Annotated in this window: 19 protein-coding genes and 2 pseudogenes; 15 read left to right on the top strand and 6 right to left on the bottom strand. The window is 73.3% G+C overall.

The window, feature by feature from the left end; all coding sequences use genetic code 11:
* Positions 1–52: 52 nt before the first annotated feature.
* Entirely contained in the window at positions 53–2,650 is a 2,598-nt protein-coding gene (locus WME75_RS41680; protein ID WP_437482740.1) for a PAS domain S-box protein, read from the bottom strand.
* Between the two features lie 197 nt (positions 2,651–2,847).
* On the opposite strand from WME75_RS41680, the gene WME75_RS41675 reads away from it, so the two are divergent.
* On the top strand, positions 2,848–4,461 hold the full coding sequence (locus tag WME75_RS41675; RefSeq protein ID WP_437482737.1) for an ATP-binding protein: 1,614 nt from the start codon (positions 2,848–2,850) through the stop codon (positions 4,459–4,461).
* Between the two features lie 15 nt (positions 4,462–4,476).
* On the opposite strand, the gene WME75_RS41670 is transcribed toward WME75_RS41675, so the two are convergent.
* Positions 4,477–5,061, bottom strand: a complete 585-nt coding sequence (locus tag WME75_RS41670; protein ID WP_437482735.1) for a Uma2 family endonuclease — start codon at positions 5,059–5,061, stop codon at positions 4,477–4,479.
* A 52-nt stretch (positions 5,062–5,113) separates the two neighbouring features.
* On the bottom strand, positions 5,114–5,284 hold the full coding sequence (locus WME75_RS41665; protein WP_437482732.1) for a hypothetical protein: 171 nt from the start codon (positions 5,282–5,284) through the stop codon (positions 5,114–5,116).
* Positions 5,285–5,384: 100 nt separating this feature from the next.
* Here WME75_RS41665 and WME75_RS41660 point away from each other — a divergent pair, with 100 nt between their 5' ends.
* The 3 genes and pseudogenes from WME75_RS41660 to WME75_RS41650 form a co-directional block, all read left to right on the top strand.
* Complete coding sequence (locus WME75_RS41660; RefSeq protein WP_437482730.1) at positions 5,385–5,555, top strand: di-heme oxidoredictase family protein; 171 nt, start codon at positions 5,385–5,387, stop codon at positions 5,553–5,555.
* Between the two features lie 19 nt (positions 5,556–5,574).
* A pseudogene (locus WME75_RS41655) lies at positions 5,575–6,120 on the top strand (DUF3501 family protein); the annotation flags it as partial.
* A 38-nt stretch (positions 6,121–6,158) separates the two neighbouring features.
* Positions 6,159–6,287: pseudogene (locus WME75_RS41650) on the top strand (peroxiredoxin); the annotation flags it as partial.
* 67 nt (positions 6,288–6,354) lie between these two features.
* On the opposite strand, the gene WME75_RS41645 reads toward WME75_RS41650, so the two are convergent.
* The 3 genes from WME75_RS41645 to WME75_RS41635 are packed head-to-tail and all read right to left on the bottom strand — an operon-like array spanning position 6,355 to position 8,518.
* On the bottom strand, positions 6,355–7,098 hold the full coding sequence (locus tag WME75_RS41645) for a SirB1 family protein (RefSeq protein ID WP_437482728.1): 744 nt from the start codon (positions 7,096–7,098) through the stop codon (positions 6,355–6,357).
* Between the two features lie 46 nt (positions 7,099–7,144).
* Positions 7,145–7,954: a polysaccharide deacetylase family protein gene (locus WME75_RS41640; RefSeq protein ID WP_437482726.1), complete on the bottom strand. Its 810-nt coding sequence runs from the start codon at positions 7,952–7,954 to the stop codon at positions 7,145–7,147.
* Positions 7,955–7,957: 3 nt separating this feature from the next.
* Positions 7,958–8,518: a hypothetical protein gene (locus WME75_RS41635; RefSeq protein WP_437482724.1), complete on the bottom strand. Its 561-nt coding sequence runs from the start codon at positions 8,516–8,518 to the stop codon at positions 7,958–7,960.
* A gap of 193 nt (positions 8,519–8,711) precedes the next feature.
* On the opposite strand from WME75_RS41635, the gene WME75_RS41630 reads away from it, so the two are divergent.
* The 11 genes from WME75_RS41630 to WME75_RS41580 all read left to right on the top strand — a co-directional run bounded on the left by WME75_RS41630 (position 8,712) and on the right by WME75_RS41580 (position 21,663).
* Entirely contained in the window at positions 8,712–10,184 is a 1,473-nt protein-coding gene (locus WME75_RS41630) for an MBOAT family O-acyltransferase (RefSeq protein ID WP_437482721.1), read from the top strand.
* A gap of 151 nt (positions 10,185–10,335) precedes the next feature.
* A complete protein-coding gene (locus WME75_RS41625; RefSeq protein ID WP_437482718.1) occupies positions 10,336–10,662 on the top strand; it encodes a hypothetical protein in 327 nt (108 codons plus the stop codon).
* Between the two features lie 131 nt (positions 10,663–10,793).
* Positions 10,794–11,378 (top strand): hypothetical protein, encoded by a 585-nt coding sequence (locus WME75_RS41620; protein ID WP_437482716.1) that lies wholly within the window; start codon positions 10,794–10,796, stop codon positions 11,376–11,378.
* Between the two features lie 11 nt (positions 11,379–11,389).
* On the top strand, positions 11,390–12,109 hold the full coding sequence (locus tag WME75_RS41615) for a hypothetical protein (RefSeq protein ID WP_437482714.1): 720 nt from the start codon (positions 11,390–11,392) through the stop codon (positions 12,107–12,109).
* Positions 12,110–12,324: 215 nt separating this feature from the next.
* Entirely contained in the window at positions 12,325–13,425 is a 1,101-nt protein-coding gene (locus tag WME75_RS41610) for a tryptophan 2,3-dioxygenase family protein (RefSeq protein WP_437482711.1), read from the top strand.
* Complete coding sequence (locus WME75_RS41605) at positions 13,422–15,467, top strand: DCC1-like thiol-disulfide oxidoreductase family protein (protein WP_437482708.1); 2,046 nt, start codon at positions 13,422–13,424, stop codon at positions 15,465–15,467. Before WME75_RS41610 ends, WME75_RS41605 begins: the two co-directional genes overlap by 4 nt.
* A 9-nt stretch (positions 15,468–15,476) precedes the next feature.
* Entirely contained in the window at positions 15,477–17,573 is a 2,097-nt protein-coding gene (locus WME75_RS41600) for a hypothetical protein (RefSeq protein WP_437482705.1), read from the top strand.
* Positions 17,574–17,928: 355 nt separating this feature from the next.
* Positions 17,929–18,207 (top strand): hypothetical protein, encoded by a 279-nt coding sequence (locus WME75_RS41595; protein ID WP_437482702.1) that lies wholly within the window; start codon positions 17,929–17,931, stop codon positions 18,205–18,207.
* The gene (locus WME75_RS41590) at positions 18,179–18,517 is read left to right on the top strand and encodes a hypothetical protein (protein WP_437482699.1); all 339 of its coding nucleotides are present in this window, start codon (positions 18,179–18,181) and stop codon (positions 18,515–18,517) included. Before WME75_RS41595 ends, WME75_RS41590 begins: the two co-directional genes overlap by 29 nt.
* Positions 18,518–19,117: 600 nt before the next feature.
* Complete coding sequence (locus WME75_RS41585) at positions 19,118–20,860, top strand: PEP-utilizing enzyme (RefSeq protein WP_437482697.1); 1,743 nt, start codon at positions 19,118–19,120, stop codon at positions 20,858–20,860.
* Positions 20,857–21,663 carry a PEP/pyruvate-binding domain-containing protein gene (locus tag WME75_RS41580; protein ID WP_437482694.1) on the top strand — a complete coding sequence of 269 codons (807 nt, stop codon included), beginning with the start codon at positions 20,857–20,859 and terminating at the stop codon, positions 21,661–21,663. The genes WME75_RS41585 and WME75_RS41580 overlap by 4 nt, the downstream gene beginning before the upstream one ends.
* The last annotated feature ends 58 nt before the right edge of the window (positions 21,664–21,721 follow it).

Genomic DNA, 21,721 nt, shown 5'->3' with positions numbered 1-21,721 from the left:
GCAGCGGCAGCTCTGCTGGGCGCGCCTGCTGCGGCAATCCGCCTCTATCTATCTACTCCCCGCCCTCCGGCCCCGCCCCCGGCCCCGCCGGCATGCCGCCCTCCGCCGGCGCGCCGGCCCCGGCCCCCGCGACGGCGCGGGGCAGCTCGACCGAGAAGGTCGCGCCGCGCCCCGGCGCGCTCTCCACCCGCACGGCGCCCCCGTGCTGCTCCACGATGAGCCGCACGATCCAGAGGCCGAGGCCGAACCCGCCGTAGTGCATCACCGACGCCGCGCGCTGGAACCGCTCGAAGATGCGCGCGTGGTCGCCGGTCGCGATGCCGATGCCTCGGTCCTCCACGTCGAACCGGACCCGCTCCGCGTCGGCCTCGACGCGCACGTCGATGGGGGCGCCGGCGCCGTACTTCACGGCGTTCGACAGCAGGTTCGTGATCACCTGCTCCATGCGGGCGCGATCCCAGCGCACGAGGACCTCCGGGCACCCGAGCAGCCGGATGGACGAGCCCCGGCGCGCCGCCTCCTCGAACCGCTCGATGCTCTCGCGGAGCAGCGCCACGAGGTCGAAGTCCTCCACGTGGAGCGGCAGGCCCCGCGCCGAGATCCGCGAGACGTCGAGCAGCTCGTTCACGAGATCGCTCAGCCGGAAGACGCTCCGGTGGATGGTCGAGAGCTTGGCGTCGAGCCGCGCCGTGTCCTGGGGGAACTGGCCGAGCCGGATCGCCCGGCGCAGGCTCTCCACCTGGAGGAGGAGCGCGGTGAGCGGCGTCTTGAGCTCGTGCGACGCGATGGAGAGGAACTCGTCGCGCACCTGGACCGCTTCCTGGAGGCTCCGGAGCAGCCGCTCGCGCTCCTCCTCCAGCCGGAGATGCTCCGTCTCGTCGCGGGTGTTCATCACCGCGCCGGCGGGCGCGCCGCCCGCGCGGCGCAGCGGGGACGCGCTCGCGGAGAGGACGCGCACGAGGCCGTCCGGCCGCCGGACCTGCCAGCGGACGCTCTCCACCTTCTCGCCGTGCAGGGCGCGGTGGAGCGGCGTCTCCGCGGCGGACATCGGGGCGCCCTCCGGCGTGGACATGCCCGTCGCGCACGCCCACGCGTCGATCGTGAGCTCCGTGGCCGGCCCGAGCTGCCGCTCGGCCTCCGGGTTCATCAGGCGGACGACGCCGTCCTCGTCCACCATGACGATCCCGTCGCCGCTCTGCCCGATGATGCGCCGCAGGACGGCGTACTCGGCGGCGCGCCTGGCCTCGCTCTCCTGGAGCGCCTCCTCGGCGCGCTTGCGCTCGATCCCCTGGGCGACCATGTCGGCGACCGTCCCGAGCGCGTCGATCACCTGCTCGTGCAGGGCGCTCCGCGCGAACATCGCCATGACGCCGATGAGCCGATCCTCGACGACAAGCGGGTAGCCGGCGAAGGACACCATGCCCTCGCGCCGCGCCCAGTCCTTCTCGCTCACCTGGGGGTCGTGCAGGACGTCGTTCGTCATGTGCGGCCGGAGTTCGCTCGCGATGCGGCCGATCTTGTAGCTGCCCACGGGGATGCGGCTGTGGCGCCCGTCGAGGTGCGTGTACATCCCCGCGCTCGCGTGGAGCTCCAGCACCTGCTCGCGCTCGTCGAGCAGCCAGATGCGGGCGAACGCCGCGCCGAGGTGTCCCCGGATCGCCTCGGCTCCGCGCTGCAGGAGCTCGCGCATCGTGCCGGGGTGGGACAGCGCCGCGCCCACCTCGGCCCGGAGCGCGCTCATGAGCGCCTGGGCGGCGAGCAGCTGCTCGCTCCGCTTCCGCTCGGTGACGTCGACGAACGTGACGATGGCGCCGACGGTCTCGCCTTGCCGGCAGACGGGGCGGGACCAGCACTCGACGGGGAAGGTCGTCCCGTCCGCGCGAAAGAGCTGCTCGCCGGCGAGGTGCGCGGGCTCGCCGCTCCGGAGCGTGTGGCAGATCCGGCACTCCGACTCGGGCAGCGGCGCGCCGCTCTCGCGCGTGTGGTGAATGAGCTGGTGCATGGTGCGCCCGACGAGCTCCGCCTCGTCGCGGTACCCGAGCAGCCGCACGCAGGCCCCGTTGGCGAACGTGCACCGGCCCGCGCGATCGAGCCCGTAGATCCCCTGCTCGGTCGACTCGAGCAGCGCCTGCGCCCGCTCCTCGCTCTCGCGGAGCGCCTCCTCCGCGACCTTCGCCCGCGTCACGTTGGTGGAGAGGCCGCGGGCGACGGGCTCCCTGCCGGCGGGGGCGCCGCGGCGGGTGAGCTCGCTGCTCAGCCACACCGTGCGGCCGTCGGCGGCGATGAAGCGGTGCTCGGTGCGCTCGGTCCCCCCCTCCGCGAGGACCTTGCGCACGAGGGCGAGCAGCCGCGGGCGGTCTTCCGGGTGCTGCTGTCGCCAGAAGAGCCCGTCATCGGCCGCCCAGCGCTCGGCGGCGTGCCCGAACAGCTCGTCCCTCGCCGGCGCGCGGACCACCGACAGCTCGAGCGCGTCGCCGGAGACCTCCCAGACGAGCGCGTCCAGCGCGCCGAGGAGCGCCGGCCCCCACGCGTCCTCGGCCGAGGCGCCCCGCTCGTCTTCGGCGCGCGCCGGGCTCTGCCGCCCGGAGCCCGGTTGCTCCCGAGCTGCGTTCCTCGTCTGATTCTGGACGTCGCTCGCTGGACAGCCCACGTGTCAGGCTAGCATGGGCGCCGCAGCGCGCCGGTGCGGCGGCCGCTCCCGGGGCCTGCGCAGGCCTCCCTCGACGCACGGCAGATCCTTGGCCGGGGCTCCGTCGCGGCGGGCGGGCGGCGGGCAGGGAACGGCGATCGACAGCCCAGCTCACCCGGGCGGCACCGCGCCGGATCTCCCCGCGGCGCGCGTGCGGCGTGGATCCGCGCCTGCCGGGTGCGATCGGGGGCGACCTGGGCGAGGATGGCGCCGAGGGGCAGGGACACACCGTGCGGCTCGGGATACGGCTTCAGCTCTTGTTCGCGCTCGGCGCGCTGCTCGTGCTCGCGTTCGTGCCGCTCTTCTTCGCCGTCGCGAACCTCACGCGGGCCACGATGGGCGGCGTGCGCGCGTCGAGCGCCCGCGCGATCGGCCGCGCGATCGCCGGGCACGTCGCCGCGGCGCGGGCGAGCCGGTCCGCGCCGGAGCTCTCGCTGCTGCTCGAGGCGCAGCTCGGGCCGGACGGGGCGTCGGCGATCGGCGTCTACGACGCGGCGGGCGCGCTCGTCGACCGCGCCGGCGAGCCGGAGGTGGCGGCGGCGCTGCCGGCCTCCGTCGAGGCGGGCGCGGAGGTGCTGAGGGCGGCGCGCACCGCGCGGGGGGGCGCGATCCTGGTCATCGTCCCGGAGCAAGCGCGCGAGGCGGCGCCGCGCGCGGATCCGGCGAGCGCGCCGGAGGCCGACGCCGCGCGGCCGCCGCAGGTGGGCTCCGTGGCCGTGCTTGTGCCGACCGACCCGTCGACGGTGCCCGCCGCGCCGCTCGTCCGGATCGTGGCGCTTTACACGGGGGTGGTGGCGCTGGCGCTGCTCGTGTTCGCGTACATCGCGATGACGCGCCTCGTGGTGCGGCCGGTCGACGCGCTGTCGGAGGCCGCGCGCCGCGTGGCCGGCGGGGCGCGCGACCTCGAGGTGCCGCGGGCCGGCGCGCGGGAGCTCGGGGAGCTCGGGGCGAGCCTCGCGCTCATGACGGGCCGCCTCCGCGCCGACGAGGAGTCGCTGCGGGCGAAGATCGCGGAGGTCGAGCGCTACGCGGCGGACCTGAAGAGCGCGCAGGAGCGGCTGGTCCGCTCGGAGCGGCTCGCGTCCGTGGGGCGGCTCGCGGCGGGGCTCGCGCACGAGATCGGCAACCCGATCGCGGCGATCCTCGGCTTCCAGGAGCTGCTGCTCGCCGGGGGCCTCACGCCGGACGAGGAGCGCGAGTTCGTCGAGCGGATGAAGCGCGAGACGGAGCGCATCCACAAGATCCTGCGCGACCTGCTCGACTTCGCGCGGCCGGCGGCGCGCGGCGCGGAGCAGGCCGGGGAGGAGCCCTCCGGCTCGGTGGCGGAGGCGATCGAGGACGTCGTCTCGCTCGTGGCGCCGCAGAGGACGTTCCGCGCGGTCGAGCTCCTGCGGGACGTCGCGCCGGACGTGCCGCCCGTCCCGCTGTCGCACGGGCGGCTCGTGCAGGTGCTCCTGAACCTGCTCCTGAACGCGGCCGACGCGGTGCCGCGCGCCGGGGGGCGCGTGGTGGTGCGCGCGTCGCGGGGCGCGGGCGGGGGCGCGCGGATCGAGGTCGAGGACAACGGGCCGGGGATCGCCGAGGCGGTGCGCGAGACGCTGTTCGAGCCGTTCATCACGACCAAGGAGGTCGGCGAGGGGACGGGGCTCGGGCTCGCGGTGTGCCGCGGACTCATCGAGGTCGCGGGCGGCTCGATCGGCGTCGAGCGGGGGGCCGAGGGCGGGGCGCGGTTCGTTGTGCTGCTGCCGGGGGTGGGGCCGCGCGGAGGATGACGCGGCGGGAGGGCGCTACTCCTCGACGGCGCCCGGGATCCACCACGAGGCGACCGCGAGCTCTCCGTGGAAGGGCGGCAGCACGACGCGCTCGTCGTCCTGCGCGGTCGCCGTGAGCGCCGGCCTTCCGCCGACCGTCTCGAACACCTCGACCAGCCGGCGCATCGGGTCCACGATCCAGCTCCAGCCGACGCCGGAGCGCGCGTAGAGCGGCAGCTTCACCGCCACGTCGTCGCGCGCGGTCCGCGGCGACAGGACCTCGCAGCACCAGTCGGGCAGGACGGTCAGCGGGTTCTCGTCCGGCAGCTCGGGGACCCGCTCGACGCGGAAGCCGCACAGGTCCGGCACGACGAGCCGGCCGCCGGGGAAGCGGATCTCCGGCTCGGGCTCGATCCACCAGCCGGCGCCGCCGACGTTCGCGTCGAACGGGACGAGGCCGTGCAGGCAGAGCCTGGCCGCGCGGCGGTGGCGCTTCCCGGGCCGCGACATCGTGCGGAGGACGCCGGGCTCCAGGATCTCGCCCGTCATGTGCTCGGGCAAGGCGCGGATACGCTGGTAGAGCTCCTCGAACGTCGGGGGGGTCGCGGCGGGTTGACCCATGCCGACGAGGGTATTCGATCGCGCGCGGCGCGCGAGCGACGATCGGGCCGCGTCAGTTCACCCCCCGCCCCAAAGGCGGCCACGGCCGCTCGCCGCCGAGCTGGTCCAGTTGCTTCAGCAGCTCCTCCAGACGTCTCGGAAACGTCAGGGCCTTCACGACCCACATCCGCGCGGCCGGCAGGTCCGCCCGGTCGGCTTTTTTGAAAATGAAAGTGAATTTCATTTACATCCTGAAGGGGCCAGTGCTACTCCGGATGTCCCGTCGAGCCTCGCTCGCGGGGACATCCGGGGTTGAGGCAGGATGACCAGGAGCTTCTTGGCGTGTGCGCTGGTGCCGACTCTGTTGCTCGCTGGGAGCGCACCGCGCCCGGAGAGCCGATGAGGCCGTCCTCTGGCACGGCCATGGCGGCGAGGTCGAACCCTCGCGCGAGGCGTTCCGCGCGCTCCTTGCCGCCGATCGCGCCTCGGTGCTCGTTTTCGTGGGCTCGCTCTGAGCCGGGATGAGGTGATTCGATGACCCCTGTCTTCGCCGCCGAAGATCTCCTCTCCACCGACGCCTACGGCATCGTGCGCGCCAGGTACCGCGGCCGCATCATCGAGCTGAAGCGCCGGCGCCGCGTGACCGTCGGGCTCCACGTCTCGGTCCTGTTCGAGTCGCGCGAGACGGTCCTCTACCACATCCAGGAGATGCTCTGGCTCGAGCGCCCCGTGAGGCCCGAGCGCGTCGCGGAGGAGGTCGCGGAATACGACCGCCTCATCCCGAGGGCCGGTGAGATCACCGCCACGCTCATGATCCAGGGCGGCCCCTGGGTCGCGGGTCAGGCCCTGATCGAGGGGCTCGTCGCGGGGCAAGCCGTGGTGCTGCTGATGCTCGGCGAGCGGAGGGTCGCCGCCGAGCTGCTCTGCCCCGAGCACGACCCCTCTTGCCCCGTGCAATACCTGCGGTTCCCGCTCGACCGCGACGCCGCCCGCGCGCTGCTCGAGCGGAGCGTGGATGTCCACCTGGGCGTCCACTACGCGGGCGAGATGGAGACCGTCGCGCTCCCGCGCGAGACGGTGGACGAGCTTGCCCTGGGCCTCGGCGCGGACAGCACGCCACGCACCACGCCTGGCGCGAGACCCCCGTGGAGCGCGGCGGCATCGGGCCGGTCCGCTTCACCCTGGCAGCCGACGTGAAGCACGAGATCTGCCGCGCCTACGGCGTCGAGAACGACGACGGCGTGGCCCATGAGCACCTGCTGCTCCCCGTCCTCCCGCCCCGTCGCCCCGTCGCCCCGTCGCCCCGTCGCTCCGTCAGTTCACCCCGCGCCCCAGCGTCGGCCACGGCCGCTCGCCGCCGAGCTGATCGAGCTCCTTGCGCAGCTCCTCGGTCGGCGCGAGCACCTGGATCCTCTCGAGCACGCCGCGCAGCCGCGCCGCGTCCGAGCGGCTCGAGTAGATCGAGCGCAGGTTGCTCAGCATGCGCACAAGGATCTGCCGCTTCTGCGCCGGCACCAGCAGCCGCGGGTCCGGATCGCTCTTGGCGCCGGTGGTGCGGGTGTGCAGCGCGCGCAGGTCGTCCCGGCCGAGCAGGCGGCCCTCGAACGGATCGATGAGCAGCATGCCGCCGCGGACCGGCGTCCTCACCAGGAAGTGACCCGGGAACGAGACGCCCTGCGCGTCAAGGCCCGCCCGCCAGCACACCTCGAGGAGCACGACGGCCAGCGTGATGGGGATGCCCGTCCGGCGATCCAGGACCTCGTGCAGGTAGCTGTTCTTCGGGTCGTAGTAGTCCCCCGCGTTCCCGTGGAACCCGAGCTCGCCGTAGAACCAGCGGAGCAGCTGCTCGCTCGGGCCGCTGCCAGGCGTCGCCTCGGCGGCGCGCAGGGGGCGCTCGAGCGCGCGGCGCGCCTCGCCGCCGAGCTGGTCGAGCACGCCGAGGTAGCGGGGGATGTCGAGCCCCGGGTACGCAGCGTCGTCGATGAGGAGCGCCGCCTCGGCGAGGTCGAGCTCGTCCTCCGGTCTGGCGACGATATGCGCGAAAAGCGTCAGACTCACCGGCGCAGCCATCGGACGGAGCGTAGCGCCACCTGAGCGAAATGGTCTAGGGCGGCGCGTCGTCCCGGGCGCCTTCGTCGAGCCAGGCGTCGACGCGGACCCCGGCCAGGTTGCGCTGGCTCATCGCCGCGAGGATGCGCGGGAGCGCCGCGACCCCCGCGGGCGCGTGGTCGTCGCGCTCGGCCGCATCGTGGAGCAGCACGATGGCCCCGTCGCGGAGCCCCGGGATGACCCGGGCCGCCACCCCCTCGGGGGTCGCCCCGGCGAGCCCGTCGAACCCCCGCGCCGACCAGCCGATTATGTCGAGGTCGAGCGCGTCGACCACGCGAGCCATGCGCGGGCTCGTGTGGCCGACCGGCGGCCTGAACAGCGCGGGACGGGCGCCGGTGATCCGCTCGATGACGTCGAGGCCCCGCCGGAGGTCGCGCTCGACGTAGCGGGCCGAGCGCAGCGAGAAGAGCCGGTCGTGCGCGTGGCTGTGCAGCGCGACGGCGTGGCCCCGCGCCGCGATCTCGCGGACGAGCTCCGGGTGGGCCTCGGCCTTGCGGCCGATGACGAAGAACGTCGCCTTCACGCCCGCCTGGTCCAGGAGCGCGAGGACCCGCGGCGTGTGCTCCGGGCTCGGCCCGTCGTCGAACGTCAGCGCGACGCCCCGCGCGCCGGGCGGGCCGCGCTTCACCACGTCGACGAACATGCCGAGCCCGAGGAAGAAGACCCCGCACAGGACGAGCGACAGGTACCCGACGGCCGCCGCGCAGGCGACCGCGATGGGCACCGGCGCGACGAGCAGCGACCGCGCGACGAGCGCGAGCGCGCCGAGCGAGGCCGCATAGAGGAGCGCCCGCGCGAGAGGCACAGGCTACTTCTTCGAGCGCTTCTTCTCGGGCTCGACGTCGACGTCGTCGTCGAGATCGTCGGCCGCGGCGGACGCCGCGATGCGCTTGTTGTTGCCCCCCGCCGCCGCCTTCGCCTCCGGCGTCGCGCCCGGCTTCTCCTCGTCCGAGGGGTTGTTGTCGACCTCGTAGAAGCCGCCGAGCAGCGCGGCGATCGCGGCGAGCGACGTGATCGCGAGGCCGCCGAACGTGCCGGCGCTCCCCGCGGCCTCGCCGAGCGACAGGTTCGCGCCCCCGAGCTCGCCGAGCGGCACCGGCACCGGAAAGGTCAGCCACCGGCGCGCGGCGTACATCAGGCCGGCGCCGAGCAGCGCCCCGACGAAGGCCTTCATCCCCGCCTCGATCTTCGCGTCCTTGGCCCAGATGGGCTTGCCCGCGACGAGCCCCACGAGGACCCCGGCGAGCGCCGCGGCCACGTAGGCGACGATCGCGATGGGCGCCGCGAAGCCGAGCTTGGCCAGCCCGAACCCCAGCAAGCCCCCCACGAGGAGCCCCTTCACAACCCCGAGGATCAGGCGACCCAGCATCAGCTCCATCCTTGGCACGACGCGAGGCGCCGTTCAACAGCGCGCCGCGCCGCAAGCTCAACCTCGCGGCGCGCGCCGTGGTAGACGGCGCTCCGCCGCCCGGGCGCCCGGGTAGCCCGCCCTCCGACAACGCGCTCGGCCCTGCCGCGCGCCGCGCCCCCTGGCCCCCGCCTGACCCGGGATCCGACCGGCCGTGCTCTTCAACACCCTCCGCTACGCCGAGTTTTTCGCCGCCGTCTTCGTTGGATCGTGGGCGCTCGTGCGATTCGCCGGCATCCGGGCGCGCCTCGTGTTCCTGCTGCTCGTGAGCTACGGCTTCTACGCGGCCTGGGACTGGCGCTACCTGCCGCTCATCTTCGCCTCGTCCACCGTCGATTTCCTGCTCGCCCGCGCGATCGCCCGCGAGCCGAGGCCCCGGGCGCGGCGCGCGATGCTCATCGCCACCGTGGCGCTGAACCTCGGGTTCCTGGGGTTCTTCAAGTACTGGAACTTCGCGATCGAGAACGTCGAGGCGCTGCGCGCCCTGCTCACGGGCGAGCCGGCGAGCGTCGGTCACGCGTTCCGGGTGCTCCTGCCGCCGGTGGGCATCTCGTTCTTCACGTTCGAGTCGATGAGCTACGTCATCGACGTGTACCGGGGCGAGCTCCCGCCCCACAAGAGCTACCTCCGCTACCTGCTCTTCGTCGCCTTCTTCCCGCACCTCGTCGCCGGCCCCATCGTGCGCCCGCGCGATCTGCTCCCGCAGTTCGAGCGCGCCCCGAGCCTCACCCGCGAGGAGAGCGGCGAGGGGCTGTTCCTCGTCGCGATCGGCCTCGTGAAGAAGGTCGTCCTCTCGGACCAGCTCGCGCTCAACCTCGTCGACCGCGTCTTCGAGCGCCCGGAGAACTACTCGGCCCTGGAGGTCCTCGCGGGCGTCTACGGCTACGCCGCGCAGATCTACTGCGACTTCTCGGGCTACACCGACATCGCGATTGGCTCGGCGCTGCTGCTCGGGGTGCGGTTCCCGAAGAATTTCGACGCGCCGTACAAGGCCCGGAACCTCGCCGATTTCTGGCGCCGCTGGCACATCTCGCTCTCCACGTGGCTCCGCGACTACCTGTACATCCCGCTCGGCGGCAACCGCGGCTCGGAGCTCGCGACGTACCGCAACCTGATGATCACGATGCTGCTCGGCGGCCTCTGGCACGGGGCGTCGTGGAGCTTCGTCTTCTGGGGCTTCCTCCACGGCCTGGGCCTCGCCGTGACGCGCGCCTTCCAGCGCGCCGTGAACCGCCGCCGCCCGGGCGGCGAGGGCGCGCGCGAGGGGTCGACGGCGTCGCGCGCGCGCTCGTTCCCGGTCCACGTGCTGTGCGTGCTGCTGACGTTCCACTACGTCTGCTTCGCGTGGATCTTCTTCCGCGTGCCGACCTTCTCGCAGGCCGTGCTCATCCTGCGGCAGATCGGCACGCTGACGACCTTCCACCCGAACCTGCCGCCCGTGCTTGTGGCGCTCCTCGCGGTCGCGCTCCTGTCCCACTACGTGCCGGAGCGCCTCTACGAGCGCGCCCGCGGCGCCTTCACCGCGGCGCCGGCGCCGCTCCAGGGCGCGCTGCTGTTCCTTGTCGCGGTCGGGCTCCACGAGGCGGCGAGCGCGGCCGCCGTGCCGTTCGTGTACTTCCAGTTCTGATCCGGGCGCCGGGGCAGGCGGGAGGGCTCGACCACGGAGGAACCACGGAGGAGGCAGCGCGCGCCGGGGGCTCCAGCGCCGGGCTCGCTCGGCGCTTCGCCGTGGTTCATTTCTGGGGATTTGAGGCGGATCGGTGGATTACGCTCACGGCGTGCGCCCCTCCTCCGTCGCTGCCCTTGTCCCCTTCGCCGCCCTCCTGGCCGGCGCGCTCTCGCCGGCGTGCAGCGTGGCCAACGTGCCGTCGAACGCGATGCCGATGGTCCGGGCGCGCGCCACGTCCGACCTCGACTGCGCCGACAAGGACGTCCGCGTCGAGGAGCAGATCGGCGGCCAGTTCAAGGCCGTCGGCTGCGGCCGCAAGGCGTACTACCGGGCCGCGTGCGAGGCGCTCCGCTGCGTGGTGAGCGGCGAGGGCGAGGCGGCCGTCCCCTGGAGAGACCGCCCGGAGCCGAGGGACGTCGACCGGGACCGGCGGTGAGCCGCGCCGGCCGATCCCTTGTTTTCCTGGGCTTTTTTGAGGCACGTGGGCCCAGGTTCCGGTAGCCTGCCGCGTCTCGACCATCCGCCCAGGGGTTCGGCCATGGCCTTCATCACCACCGAGAGCTGCACGTGACGGACAGGGCGCCGGCCGACGCCGACGGTCCAGAGCCGGCCGACGCCGACCTGTCTGCGCCGGCGGACGCCGACGGGCGCGAGCCGGTCGCCGCCGACCGGCCTGCGCCGGCCGAGCCGGAGCCGGGCTCCCCGCCGGGCGGGTCCGCCGACGCCGAGCCGCGGCGCCGGACGAAGAAGCGCGCGAGGCAGCGCGGCGCGGCGTCGTCGCCGCCGGGCAGCGCCGCGCCGGCGATCCCGCGCGATCCCGAGCTCGTGCGCCTCGAGCAAGCGTTCGAGCGCGGCGACTACGCGCTCGTCCGGGCCGGCGCGAAGCGGCTCCTCCTGAGCGGGGCCGAGCCCGACGACCTCCGCGGCGTGCCTTCGGCGAAGCGACATTCTTCCCGGCCTCCCGGCGAGAGCCAGGCCCAGCGTGACGACGCCGAGGACGCCGAGGGCGAGCGCGTCCACGTGCGCCGCGCAGCGCGGGCGCTGCTGCGCCGGATCGACCCCGATCCGCTCGCCGTCGCCCTGCTCCTCGCGGCCATCGCGCTGCTCGCGTTCCTGTCGCTCTGGTACTGGTCCCACAGCCACGTCCCGTGAGGACCCCGCCCGTGACGACCGGCAGCGCGGTGAGCCCCGAGATCGATCGCCCCTCCGGCCGCCCCCGTCCGCGGCGGCTCGCCGCGCTCGCCCTCGCGCTGATCGGCTGCGGGGGCGCCGCCGACCCGGCGCGGCCCGCGGCGTGGAACGCGGCGCCCGACGGGCAGACGGGCGCCACGTCGGGCACGCCGGCCGAGCGCTACTTCCCGCTCGTCGACGGGCAACTCTACCACTACGCGACCCTGAGCGAGGGCGGCGAGCAGGGCCTCCTCGTCGCGCGCGTGCACCGCGCCGACGGGCGCCGCGGCGAGCTCCGGTTCCCCTCGGGGGCGAAGCGCTTCGAGTTCACCCCCGAGGGCGTGATCCGCAGCGACACGGGCGTCTTCGTGCTCAAGGAGCCGATCGCGCCCGGCACGACGTGGACCGGCGAGCACGGCGGCCGCGCCCGGATCACCGCGGTCGACGCGGCGATCGAGGTGCCCGCAGGCCGGTTCACGGGGTGCGTGCAGACCGTCGAGGAGCGCCTCGGCGACAGGCCGGCGCGCTTCGTGTCGACGTACTGCCCGGACGTCGGCGTGGTGGCGATCGAGGCCGCGAGCGGCGCGAGCTACGAGAGGGCCGAGCTCAGGAGCTACGCGCCGCCCTTCGACATGGGCCCCGACGGCCTGCGGCGCGCGCCGGCCGGGCCGCCGCCCGCCGAGCCGCCGACCGGCCCCGCGGGCGCGCCGTGAACGCGCGGCGCGCGCCGGGCATGGACCGCGCCGGTGGAAGGCGCGCGGTGCCCGTGAAACGGCCCTCCGGACCGGGCGCGCTTTCCGTGCGCGCGGCGCCGGCGCACTTCCGTTTCCGGGGGGGCGGGAAGTAGACTCCCGGCGCCGCTCGTGGAGCCGGCGCAGGATGCGCCGCGCGAGCTCCCCCGGCGGCACGTCCCGCGATCGCCACCGACATGAACTACTGGGAATATATCCACGTCGAGGAGCTGCTCGCCCTCCAGGGTGGATTCGACGACGACGAGCAGAAGGTCGGCAACGACGAGGCCCTGTTCATCGTCGTCCACCAGATCTACGAGCTCTGGTTCAAGCTCATCCTCCGGGAGCTCACCTCGGCGCGCGAGCTCTTCCGCCAGAACCCCGTGCCCGATCAGAAGCTCGCCTCCGCGGCGCGCTCGTTCCGGCGGGTCGTCACCATCTTCGAGCAGGCGATCCAGCACTTCCGGGTGATGGAGACGCTGACCACGCGTGACTACCTGGATTTCCGGGATCGCCTCATCCCGGCGAGCGGCTTCCAGTCGGCGCAGCTGCGCGAGATCGAGGTGCTGCTGGGGCTCGACGACGCGGTCCGGATCCCGCTCGGCCGGGAGGGGAGCTACAAGGAGGCGCTCAAGACCGCGGACGGCTCGGCGTCGTCGGCGACGCGCCGGCTGGACGCGCGGCTCGCGAGCGGGCCGAGCCTCAAGCACGACCTGTACGAGTGGCTGTCGCGGACGCCGATCGACGGATCGAGCGAGCCGGATGCGGTCGTGTGCTTCCTGCGCAACTACATGCGCTCGATGCGCAAGGAGAACGAGCGCCGGGTCCAGATCGCGATCGACAAGGCGCTCACCCCGGCGGACGTCGAGCGGCTCCGCGCGCGGTACGAGGCCGAGAACGCGAACGCCGAGGCGTTCCTGCTCGCCGAGGACGACCCGGGCGCCGACGCGGCCACCTGCGAGAAGCGCCGGGCCGTCCGCGCGGCGATCGTCTTCATCGAGAGCTACCGCGAGCTGCCCCGGCTCGCGTGGCCGCGCGAGGTGCTCGACCGCGTCCTGGAGATGGAGCAGGCCATGCTCATCTGGCGGCAGCGCCACGCGCGGATGGTCGAGCGGGTGATCGGCCGGCGCACCGGCACGGGCGGCTCCGCGGGCGTCGACTACCTCGACCAGACCGCGCTGCGCTACCGCGTCTTCGGCGATCTCTGGACAGTGCGCTCCCTGCTACTTCGCCAGCCGAGCGTCCCCGAGCTCGAGCACGCATCGGATTACGGATTCCGGGTCGAGGACTCTCCGTGAAATCACTTCGCGATCATTTCTTGCGCATCGACGCCCGCTCGCTCGGGCTGTTTCGCATCACCTTCGGGCTGGTCCTCATCGCCGATCTCTTCGCGCGGTGGCGGTGGGTGCGGGACTTCTACTCGAACGAGGGCGTCCTCCCGAACCACAACCACCTCTTCAACCTCCGCGGAAAGGAGCAGGTCTTCAGCCTGCTCCACGCGTTCTCGACGGTGGGCGAGGCCCACTTCGCCTTCGCGCTCGCGCTCGTCGTCTACGCGCTGTTCCTGCTGGGCTACCGGACGCGCGTCTTCCACGTCCTCGCGCTCGTGACGCTCACGAGCCTGACGTCGAGGAACATCCTGCTCGAGAACGCCGGCAACTACGCGGCGATCGCGCTCCTCGCGTTCACCGCCTTCCTGCCCTGCGGGAACCGCTTCTCGCTCGACAGCCTCCGCGCCTCGCTGGCGCTCCGGGACGAGCAGCGCGACACGGAGCTGAACGACCGGTCGAGGGTCTCGGAGGCCGAGATCGCGGCCGAGCGCCTGCCCGGGTGGTCGCCGACGTCGCTCGCCGCGCTGGCGGTGCTGCTGCAGCTCGGGCTCATCTACCTCTGTACGGCGCTCCAGCAGCGCGGCGAGGCGTGGCGTGACGGGACGGCGTTCTACTATGCGCTCCACGCCGAGCGCCTGGCGAGCGACGCGGGCGTCTGGCTCCGCGACGCCCTGCCGCTCGGCACGCTGCGCGGGCTCGCGTTCGGCACGTGGGCCATGCAGCTCGCGATCCCGGCGCTCCTCTTCGTCCCCGCGCTCTTCCGCTGGACGCGCGGGGTCGCCGCCGCGCTGATGCTCGTGCACGGGCTGATCCTCGGGATCTTCTTCGATCTCGGGATGTTCGGCTGGGCGCTCGCCGCCGCTGCGCCGCTCGTCCTGCCGGGCGAGCTCTCGGACGTCTACGAGCGCTCCTGGAACGAGCGGCGGGCGCGCACGATCGTGTACGACGCCGACTGCGGCCTTTGCCTCATGCTGTGCCGCCTGATCAAGCGGCTCGATCTGCGCGGGCACGTGGCCTTCCAGGGCAACGTCGCGCTCGACGAGCTCTATGTGCGCAACCAGACGGGCGCCACGGAGCTCGTGCCGATGCCGAAGGAGGTCACGGCGGAGCTCGTCGAGCAGACGGTGCTCGCGATCGACCGGAACGGGCGCGTGTACACGAAGGGCGCGGCGGTGACCGAGGGGCTCCTGGCGTTGCCGTTCGGCTGGCTCGCCTGGCCGCTCAAGCTGCCGGGCATCTCGCACCTCCTGGACCTGCTCTACGACGTTGTCGCGAAGCGCCGGCACCACATCAGCGTGCTCCTCGGCAAGCAGGCGTGCGGGATCCCGCTGTTCGACGAGAGCCACGCGGACGGCGACGATGAGGGCGCCGCTCCGGGCACGCCTGCGCCGGCGGTGCGGGTGGCGCGCCTCGTGCTGGGGTCGTTGCGCGAGGTGGCGGTGCTCGTGGTGCTCGCCGCGATGCTGGCGCAGACGGCGAAGGAGAACCCGTTGCCCGGCGCGGCCGCCGTCCCGCAGGGGAGGGTGCTCGCCGGCGTGGCGTCGTGGCCGCGCATGATGGCGCGGTGGGACGTGATGGCGCCCGAGCCGCCGCGGAGCAACGCGCTGCTGGTGATCGACGGCCAGACGCGCGCGCAGAAGCCGATCGATCCGCTGACCGGGGAGGAGCCGCGGCTGCAGCCTGCCGGGCACCCGGGGGCGCGGCTCGGCCAGCTCTGGTCTGATTACCTCGATCGCGTCCGGCGGCCGGAGTATTCCGATTTCCAGCGCGCCTTCCGCGACTACCTCGCGAAGGGCGGACCCCTCGGGGCCGACGGGGCGCGCGAGATGGCGATGTCGGGCTACGATGCGTACTGGGTCTCGGCGCCGACGCCCGCGCCCGGCGCGCCCGCGTCAGCCACCTTCGAGCGGGAGAAGCTGTTCTCGCACTCGCGGGGAGGCACGGGGAAGCTCGGCGAGCGCATGCCGCCGCTCGCGCCGGGCCTCATCCGACCGCACAAGTCGAACTGAGGCGCTCGCATGCGTGGGCCTGACGAGGACCCGAGCGCCGCGGATCGCGGCGCGCCGGACGAGAGCGCGCCGGAGGAGAGCGCGCCGTCCAGGCCGCCCGCCGGCGCCCCGAAGCCGCCGGCCGAGGGCCGCCTCCGGCGCGTGGGGCGCTGGATCAAGGAGCGCTACTGCACCATCGACGTCCGCACGCTCGGCCTGTTCAGGCTGGTGCTCGGCTTCCTCCTGGCGAGCGACTGCGTGCGCCACTGGGCCGAGGCGAGCTGGATCTACAGCAACGACGGGGTGCTCACCAACCACTACCACCTCTTCCACCCGAGCAGCGGATTCAACTTCAGCCTGTATCACGCGTTCTCGTCGATAGAAGAGGTCCACGTCGCGTTCGCGCTCTCGCTCTTCTGCTTCCTCTGCTTCTTCGTCGGCTGGCACACACGGCTGTTCTCGATCCTCTCCTTCCTCCTCGTGACGAGCAGGGACAACCGCGTTGTCCTGATCGAGAACGGCGGCTATGTCGTCGTGAACCTCATCGCCTGCTGGGCGATGTTCATGCCGACCGGCAGGCGCTTCTCGGTCGACGCGCTGATCCGCTCCTTCCGCGAGAGGCGGGAGCGAACGGCCGCGGATCTCGCGGATAGGAGCCGCCCCGCGTGGGCCGAGCGCCCGTATGTCTCGGGGATCGTGCTCCTCGCGATCCTCAACCTGGCGACCATCTATTATTTCAACGTCGTCAACAAGTCGGGCCAGATCTGGCGTCGCGGCGAGACGGTGCATTACGTGCTGCACCTCGACCGCATGGTGACGGGGCTCGCGGTCGCCGCGCGGGAGTACATCCCCCTCTGGGGGAAGCGGGGGCTCACCTGGGGAGTCCTGGTGGTCGAGGCGCTGCTCGTGACCTGGATCCTCTCGCCCTACGGCCGCCGCTTCACGCGCGCGCTGGCGATGCTGACGATGTGGGGCCTGCACGGCTCGTTCGGGGTGATGATGCGCCTCGGCCCCTTCTCGTGGTTCATGATCGGCTGGTCTTTCCTGCTGCCGACCTCGCAGCACTGGGACGCTCTGGAGCGGTGGTATCGCCGCCGCGCGGCGCCGAGGGTCGTCGTCTATGACGGCAGCTCGCCGCTCGCCTTCGCGTTCATGCGGCTCCTTGTCCGGCTCGACGGCCTCGAGCTGCTCCGGTTCGAGGAGGCGCGCGCTGCGGTCGCGGCGGAGGCGGAGGCGGCCGGGGGAGGGGAGCCCCGGCCGGAGCTCTTCGAGGTGCGCGAGGCGGGCGACGTCGCGCACGCCCGGGTGTTCCGGGGCGCCGCGGCGCTGCGCGAGATCCTGCAGGCGCTCCCCGGAGGCCGCTTTGCGCGCCCGCTGGTCTGGGTGCTTTGCCTCGGCGCGCCCGGCGCGCTGCTCGCGCTCGCATCGCGGCGGCGCGACGCGATCGCGAGGTTCTTCGGCCTGAGGCGGCCGCCGCGCGCGAGGGCGGCCGCGGCGGAGGGCCCGTCGCCGCTCTCGGAGAAGCTCGCGCGCGGCCGGGTGATCGCGCGGGAGGCGCTGGTCGCGTACCTCGGGCTCTGCGCCGTGAGCCAGGCCATCAACGAGAACAAGAGCGTGCCGGCCTTTCTCAAGCATACCCAGCCGACGATCGTGCAGGCGACGATCGTCTATCCGCGCCTCCTCCAGGGGTGGGGGATGTTCGCTCCGAATCCGATCACCGAGGACGGGTCGATCACCGTCGACGCGATCACCGTCGAGGGTCGGCACGTGGATCCGTTCACGGGGCTCACGCCCGATCTCGATCTCTCCGACGCGCGGGGGCTCGGGCTCGGGCAGATCCAGCAGGACTATTTCAACCGGATCCGGCTCGACCGGAACAAGGCGTTCCGCAAGCCCGGGCTCCAGGACTACCTGCTCAGGTACCCTGAGCGCACGGGGCGGCCGGAGGACGAGATCGTCGCGTTCGATGTCTACTGGGTGCGGGATCAGTGCCCGAAGCCGGGGGAGAGCGCGGCGTACAAGAACGAGACGATCCCGATCCTGTCGTACCGGAAGCCGGGGTATCGGCCGCTTCCAGGGCTGCCGCGGCTGCCGCCGGCGCGGAAGGAAGAGAGCGCGGGGAACTAGCTGGCGCCGGCGCGCCTGGGCGTGACGGGTTGCGCGGAAGAGATTGCCAAGACGCCCGGCCCCCGGAGAGGGTGCTCGTCGCGCGGGGTGGGGACGGGCCGAACTCGCCTGGGACATCGTGTGCCCGACATGCGGAGCACGCCGGACACACGACGTCAATTGGGCTCAAACATCAGCCCGTCCCCCGCCCCGTGCCACGCGAGCCGCCACCGGGGTATCTCCCGGAGCCCCCGCGCCCTGCGAGGCCGCCACCCGCCATGGCGCCGCCACCTGCCCGACGCGCACGCCTCACCTCAGATCCCCTTGGTTTCAGCTTCCAGAACCCCTGGTACACGATCTGCTTTAGGCGCCGCACATGGGAGACGCCGACATCACCTTGCGCCACCTCGCCCGCAGGCGCCCCGAGGACATCGTGCGCGCCCTCGTCCCCGAGGGCCATCCTATCGAGGTCCTCGGCTGGGTCGACAGCCAGGTCACCCACATCGAGCGTCGCCTCGACAAGGCCCTGCGCTTGCGGATCGACGGCGAGACACGCGTGCTGCACGTCGAGTTCTGCTACGCGCTCCGCAGAGGAACGGGCCGAGCTGTACACGGCGCTCCTGGTGATGGCGACCATCGACCCCTGGGGGCATAATCTGCTGAAGGAGCTCATCATCATGGTGGAAGACAAGGAAGAGGGGCTGCTCCGCCGCACGCCCATCATCGGGGAGATGATCATCGAGGCCGAGCAACGAGGAGAGGAGCGCGGGGAGCAGAAGGCGATCGCGGAGCTGCTCGGTCGTCTCCTCGCGCGGCGGATCGGACGACGGCCGACGGCCGACGAAGAGCGCTCGATCGTCGAGCGAGCCCGCTTGCTGGGTCCGGGCGAGGTCGAGGATGCCTTGCTCGATCTTGAGGGCGAGGCGCTGGTTCGCTGGCTCGCGGCTCCGATTCGCTCCTCGTGAGCTCCCGCAGGAGGGTAGTTCTCCGCGCACATGGCCGCCGATGCACGGCTGCGATCTGCAGCGCTTGAATCGGACGGGCGCGCTCGAAGCGCTCGATCGCGAGATTGAGGAGGCGTGATCGGCGGTCCGTGGGCCCGGTCGCCGCCACGACCGGACGCGGCCTGTCATCCGCTCATCCCACCCGATCATCACCGTCGTCGCCTTCAGCCCAGAGAACACCTCGAAGCGGAACGCGGGCACGGACCCCGACCGCCATCGACACCTTCTGGAGCCTTTCAAGCGCGCGCCGCGGCGGACATTCAAGTTCACAACGCCCGCGAGGGCCGTATCGAGCACGCCACGTTCGCGCGCGTCCTGCACGCTCGCGGTTCGACCTGGCTCGGGCCGCGCTGGGCGATCATCGCACACGCACGCACGCGCGAACCGTCCGATGACCCGCCTCCCCCGCGGGTCGTCTCGGGACTGGACCACCAGGAATGTCGCCTCTACCTTCAACGTCCTCATGAATTCGTGACCTGCGCGTCACCGAAACGTCGCCGTCGTCCTCGGGACGACACGGTGGCTCGCGCGGGCGCGGCGGGGCGATCGAGGTGTCCAGCGATGAAGAGAGAGCCGAGCGTCAACGGAGTCAGGTTCGTGGCCCCCGGCCCGGGCCCCTGGGAGATCGAGCGGGCGCATTTCCTGCGGCCGGTCACCCGGTTCGCTGTCGAGCCGTTCACGCGCGGGATGCCGAGGGGCTTCGCCGAGGGCTCGGCGCGCTACGGGCTCCTGATGAGCCACCTCAAGCCAGCCGTCGTCAACGGCTTCATGTACTCGCAGCCCGTGATGCACGGCGCGTCCGAGGGGGCGAGCGCGACGCCGCCGAAGCTCGTGCTGTGGCTCCTCCTGCGCCTGCACCCGCGCATGCGCGCGCGCATCCGGCAGTGCCGCCGGGCGTTCGAGGAGAAGCTGTGGCGCGAGGACCTCGACCGGTGGGATCGCGTCGACCGGCCGCGCGCCACCGAGAAGAACCTCGCCGTCCAGGCGATCGATCCCGCCCAGCTCGACACCGGCGCGCTGATCGCGCACCTGCGTCGCGCCCAGGCGCACATGGAGGACATGATCGCCCTGCATCACCGCTACAACTTCGCCGCCGTCCTGCCGGCGGGCGACTACCTCGCGCACGTCAGCGCGTGGACCGGCGCGAGCCCCGGCGAGGCGCTCGCGCTGCTGCAGGGGAGCACGCCGCTCGCGAAGGGCGTGGCGACCGAGGAGCTCGAGGCCCTCGCCGGGGCCCTGCGCGCGAGCGCGGCGGGCCGTGAGGCGCTCGCCAGGAAGGGCGACCCGCAGGCGACGCTCGACGCGCTCGCGGCCCTGGACGGCGACGTGGGGCCGGCGACGCGCGCTTACCTCGACCTCGTGCGCTTTCGCACGGTGGGCTACGACGTGTCCGACAAGACGGGCGGCGAGCTGCCCGACGTGCTCGTCCGGACGATCCGGGCGGCGGTCGAGGGCGACCGCGGGGCCGGGCCGCGCGCCGCGCGCGAGGCCAAGGAAAAGGCGCTGCGGGAGCGCATGCCCGCGGCCCACCGCGCGCAGTTCGACGAGCTGCTCGGCGAGGCGCGCCTCACGAACCGCCTCCGCGACGAGCGGGCGCTCTACTCGGACAGCTGGGGCACCGGGCTCGCGCGCCGGGCCGTCCTCGAGGCGGGGCGCCGCCTCGCCGCCGCCGGCAAGGTCGACGACCCCGAGCACGCCGCCGACCTCGCGCTCGACGAGATGATCGGCCTCCTGCGCGACCGGCAGGCGCCGTCCGCCGCGGAGCTCGCCGAGCGCGCGCGCTGGCGCGCGACGGCGACCCTCGCCGACGCTCCCCCCTGGCTGAACATGCCCCCTGGACCGCCGCCGCCGCTCGACGTCTTCCCCGCCCCGGCGCGCCGCGCGGCGATGGCCACCGACGCCATCATGCAAGGCCTCTCGAAGGAATCCGAGGCCAGGAACACCGACACGGCCGTCCGCGGCCTCTCCATCAACGAGGGCGTATACGAGGGCACGGCGCGCGTCGTGATCAGCCCGGACGACTTCGGGAGGATCCAGCAGGGGGACGTGCTCGTGACGCGCGCGACGTCGGCGTCGTTCAACGTCGTGCTCCCGCTGCTCGGCGCGATCGTGACCGATCGGGGCGGGCAGCTCTGCCACGCGGCGATCGTCGCGCGCGAATACGGCATCCCCGGCGTCGTCGGCACGCGGGAGGCGACGGTGACGATCCCGGACGGGGCGCGCGTGCGCGTCGACGGGGCGGCCGGCGAGGTGACGATCCTCGCGCGGCCGCCGGAGCGCCGCGCGCAGGAGGCGTCGCCGTGATCGCGCGCCTCGACGAGGAGCTGCGCGAGGAGGACTTCGGGGGCAAGGCGGCGCAGCTCGGGCAGGCGCACCGGGGCGGCCTGCCGGTGCCGCCGGGCTGGGCGCTGTCGGCGGCGCTCGTCGAGCGCGTCGTCGCCGGGGAGGCCGCGGCCGTGAGCCGGCTCGTCGAGGCGTTCGGCGAGCTCGACGGGCCCGTGGCCGTGCGGTCGTCCGGCATCGGCGAGGACGGCGTCTCGGCGAGCTTCGCGGGGCAGCACGCGACGGAGCTCAACGTGCGGACCCGCGAGGGGCTGCTCCAGGCCGTCCACAAGGTGCACGGCTCGGCGCGCACCGAGGCGGCGCTGGCCTACCGGCGGAGGCTCGGGCTCGCGCCGGAGCCGCGCATGGCGATCGTCGTGCAGCGGCTCGTGCAGGCCGATTGCGCGGGGGTGCTGTTCACGCGGAACCCGGTCACGGGCGCCGACGAGCGTGTCGTCGAGGCGGCCTGGGGCCTCGGCGAGGTGGTGGTCGCCGGCCTCGTGACCCCGGACAGCTACCGGATGGCGCGCGGCGGGCGCGTGCTCGAGCGGCGGGCGGGCGAGAAGGATCTCGCGATCCTGTGGGCCGAGGAGGGCGGCACGAGGGAGGTCGCGGTGGAGCCCGCCCGTGCCGCGGCGCTGTGCCTCGACGACCCGCGGCTCGCCGCGCTGGAGGCGCTGGCCGCGGCGTGCGAGGCGGCGTTCGGCGGCACGCAGGACATCGAGTGGGCGTTCGCGGGCGGCCGCCTGTCCCTGCTCCAGCGGCGGGCGATCACGCGCGGGTGAGCCGTCTTGCGCTGCTCCGCCCAGCGGCCTGGGCACCTGCGGCCGGAGCTGGAGCGAA

The organism is Sorangium sp. So ce1014 (assembly GCF_051521505.1).
In the GTDB taxonomy this organism is placed as follows: domain Bacteria; phylum Myxococcota_A; class Polyangia; order Polyangiales; family Polyangiaceae; genus Sorangium.
Note: the sequence above shows the minus strand (reverse complement) of the source record. Positions and strands in the feature narration are given on the sequence as shown.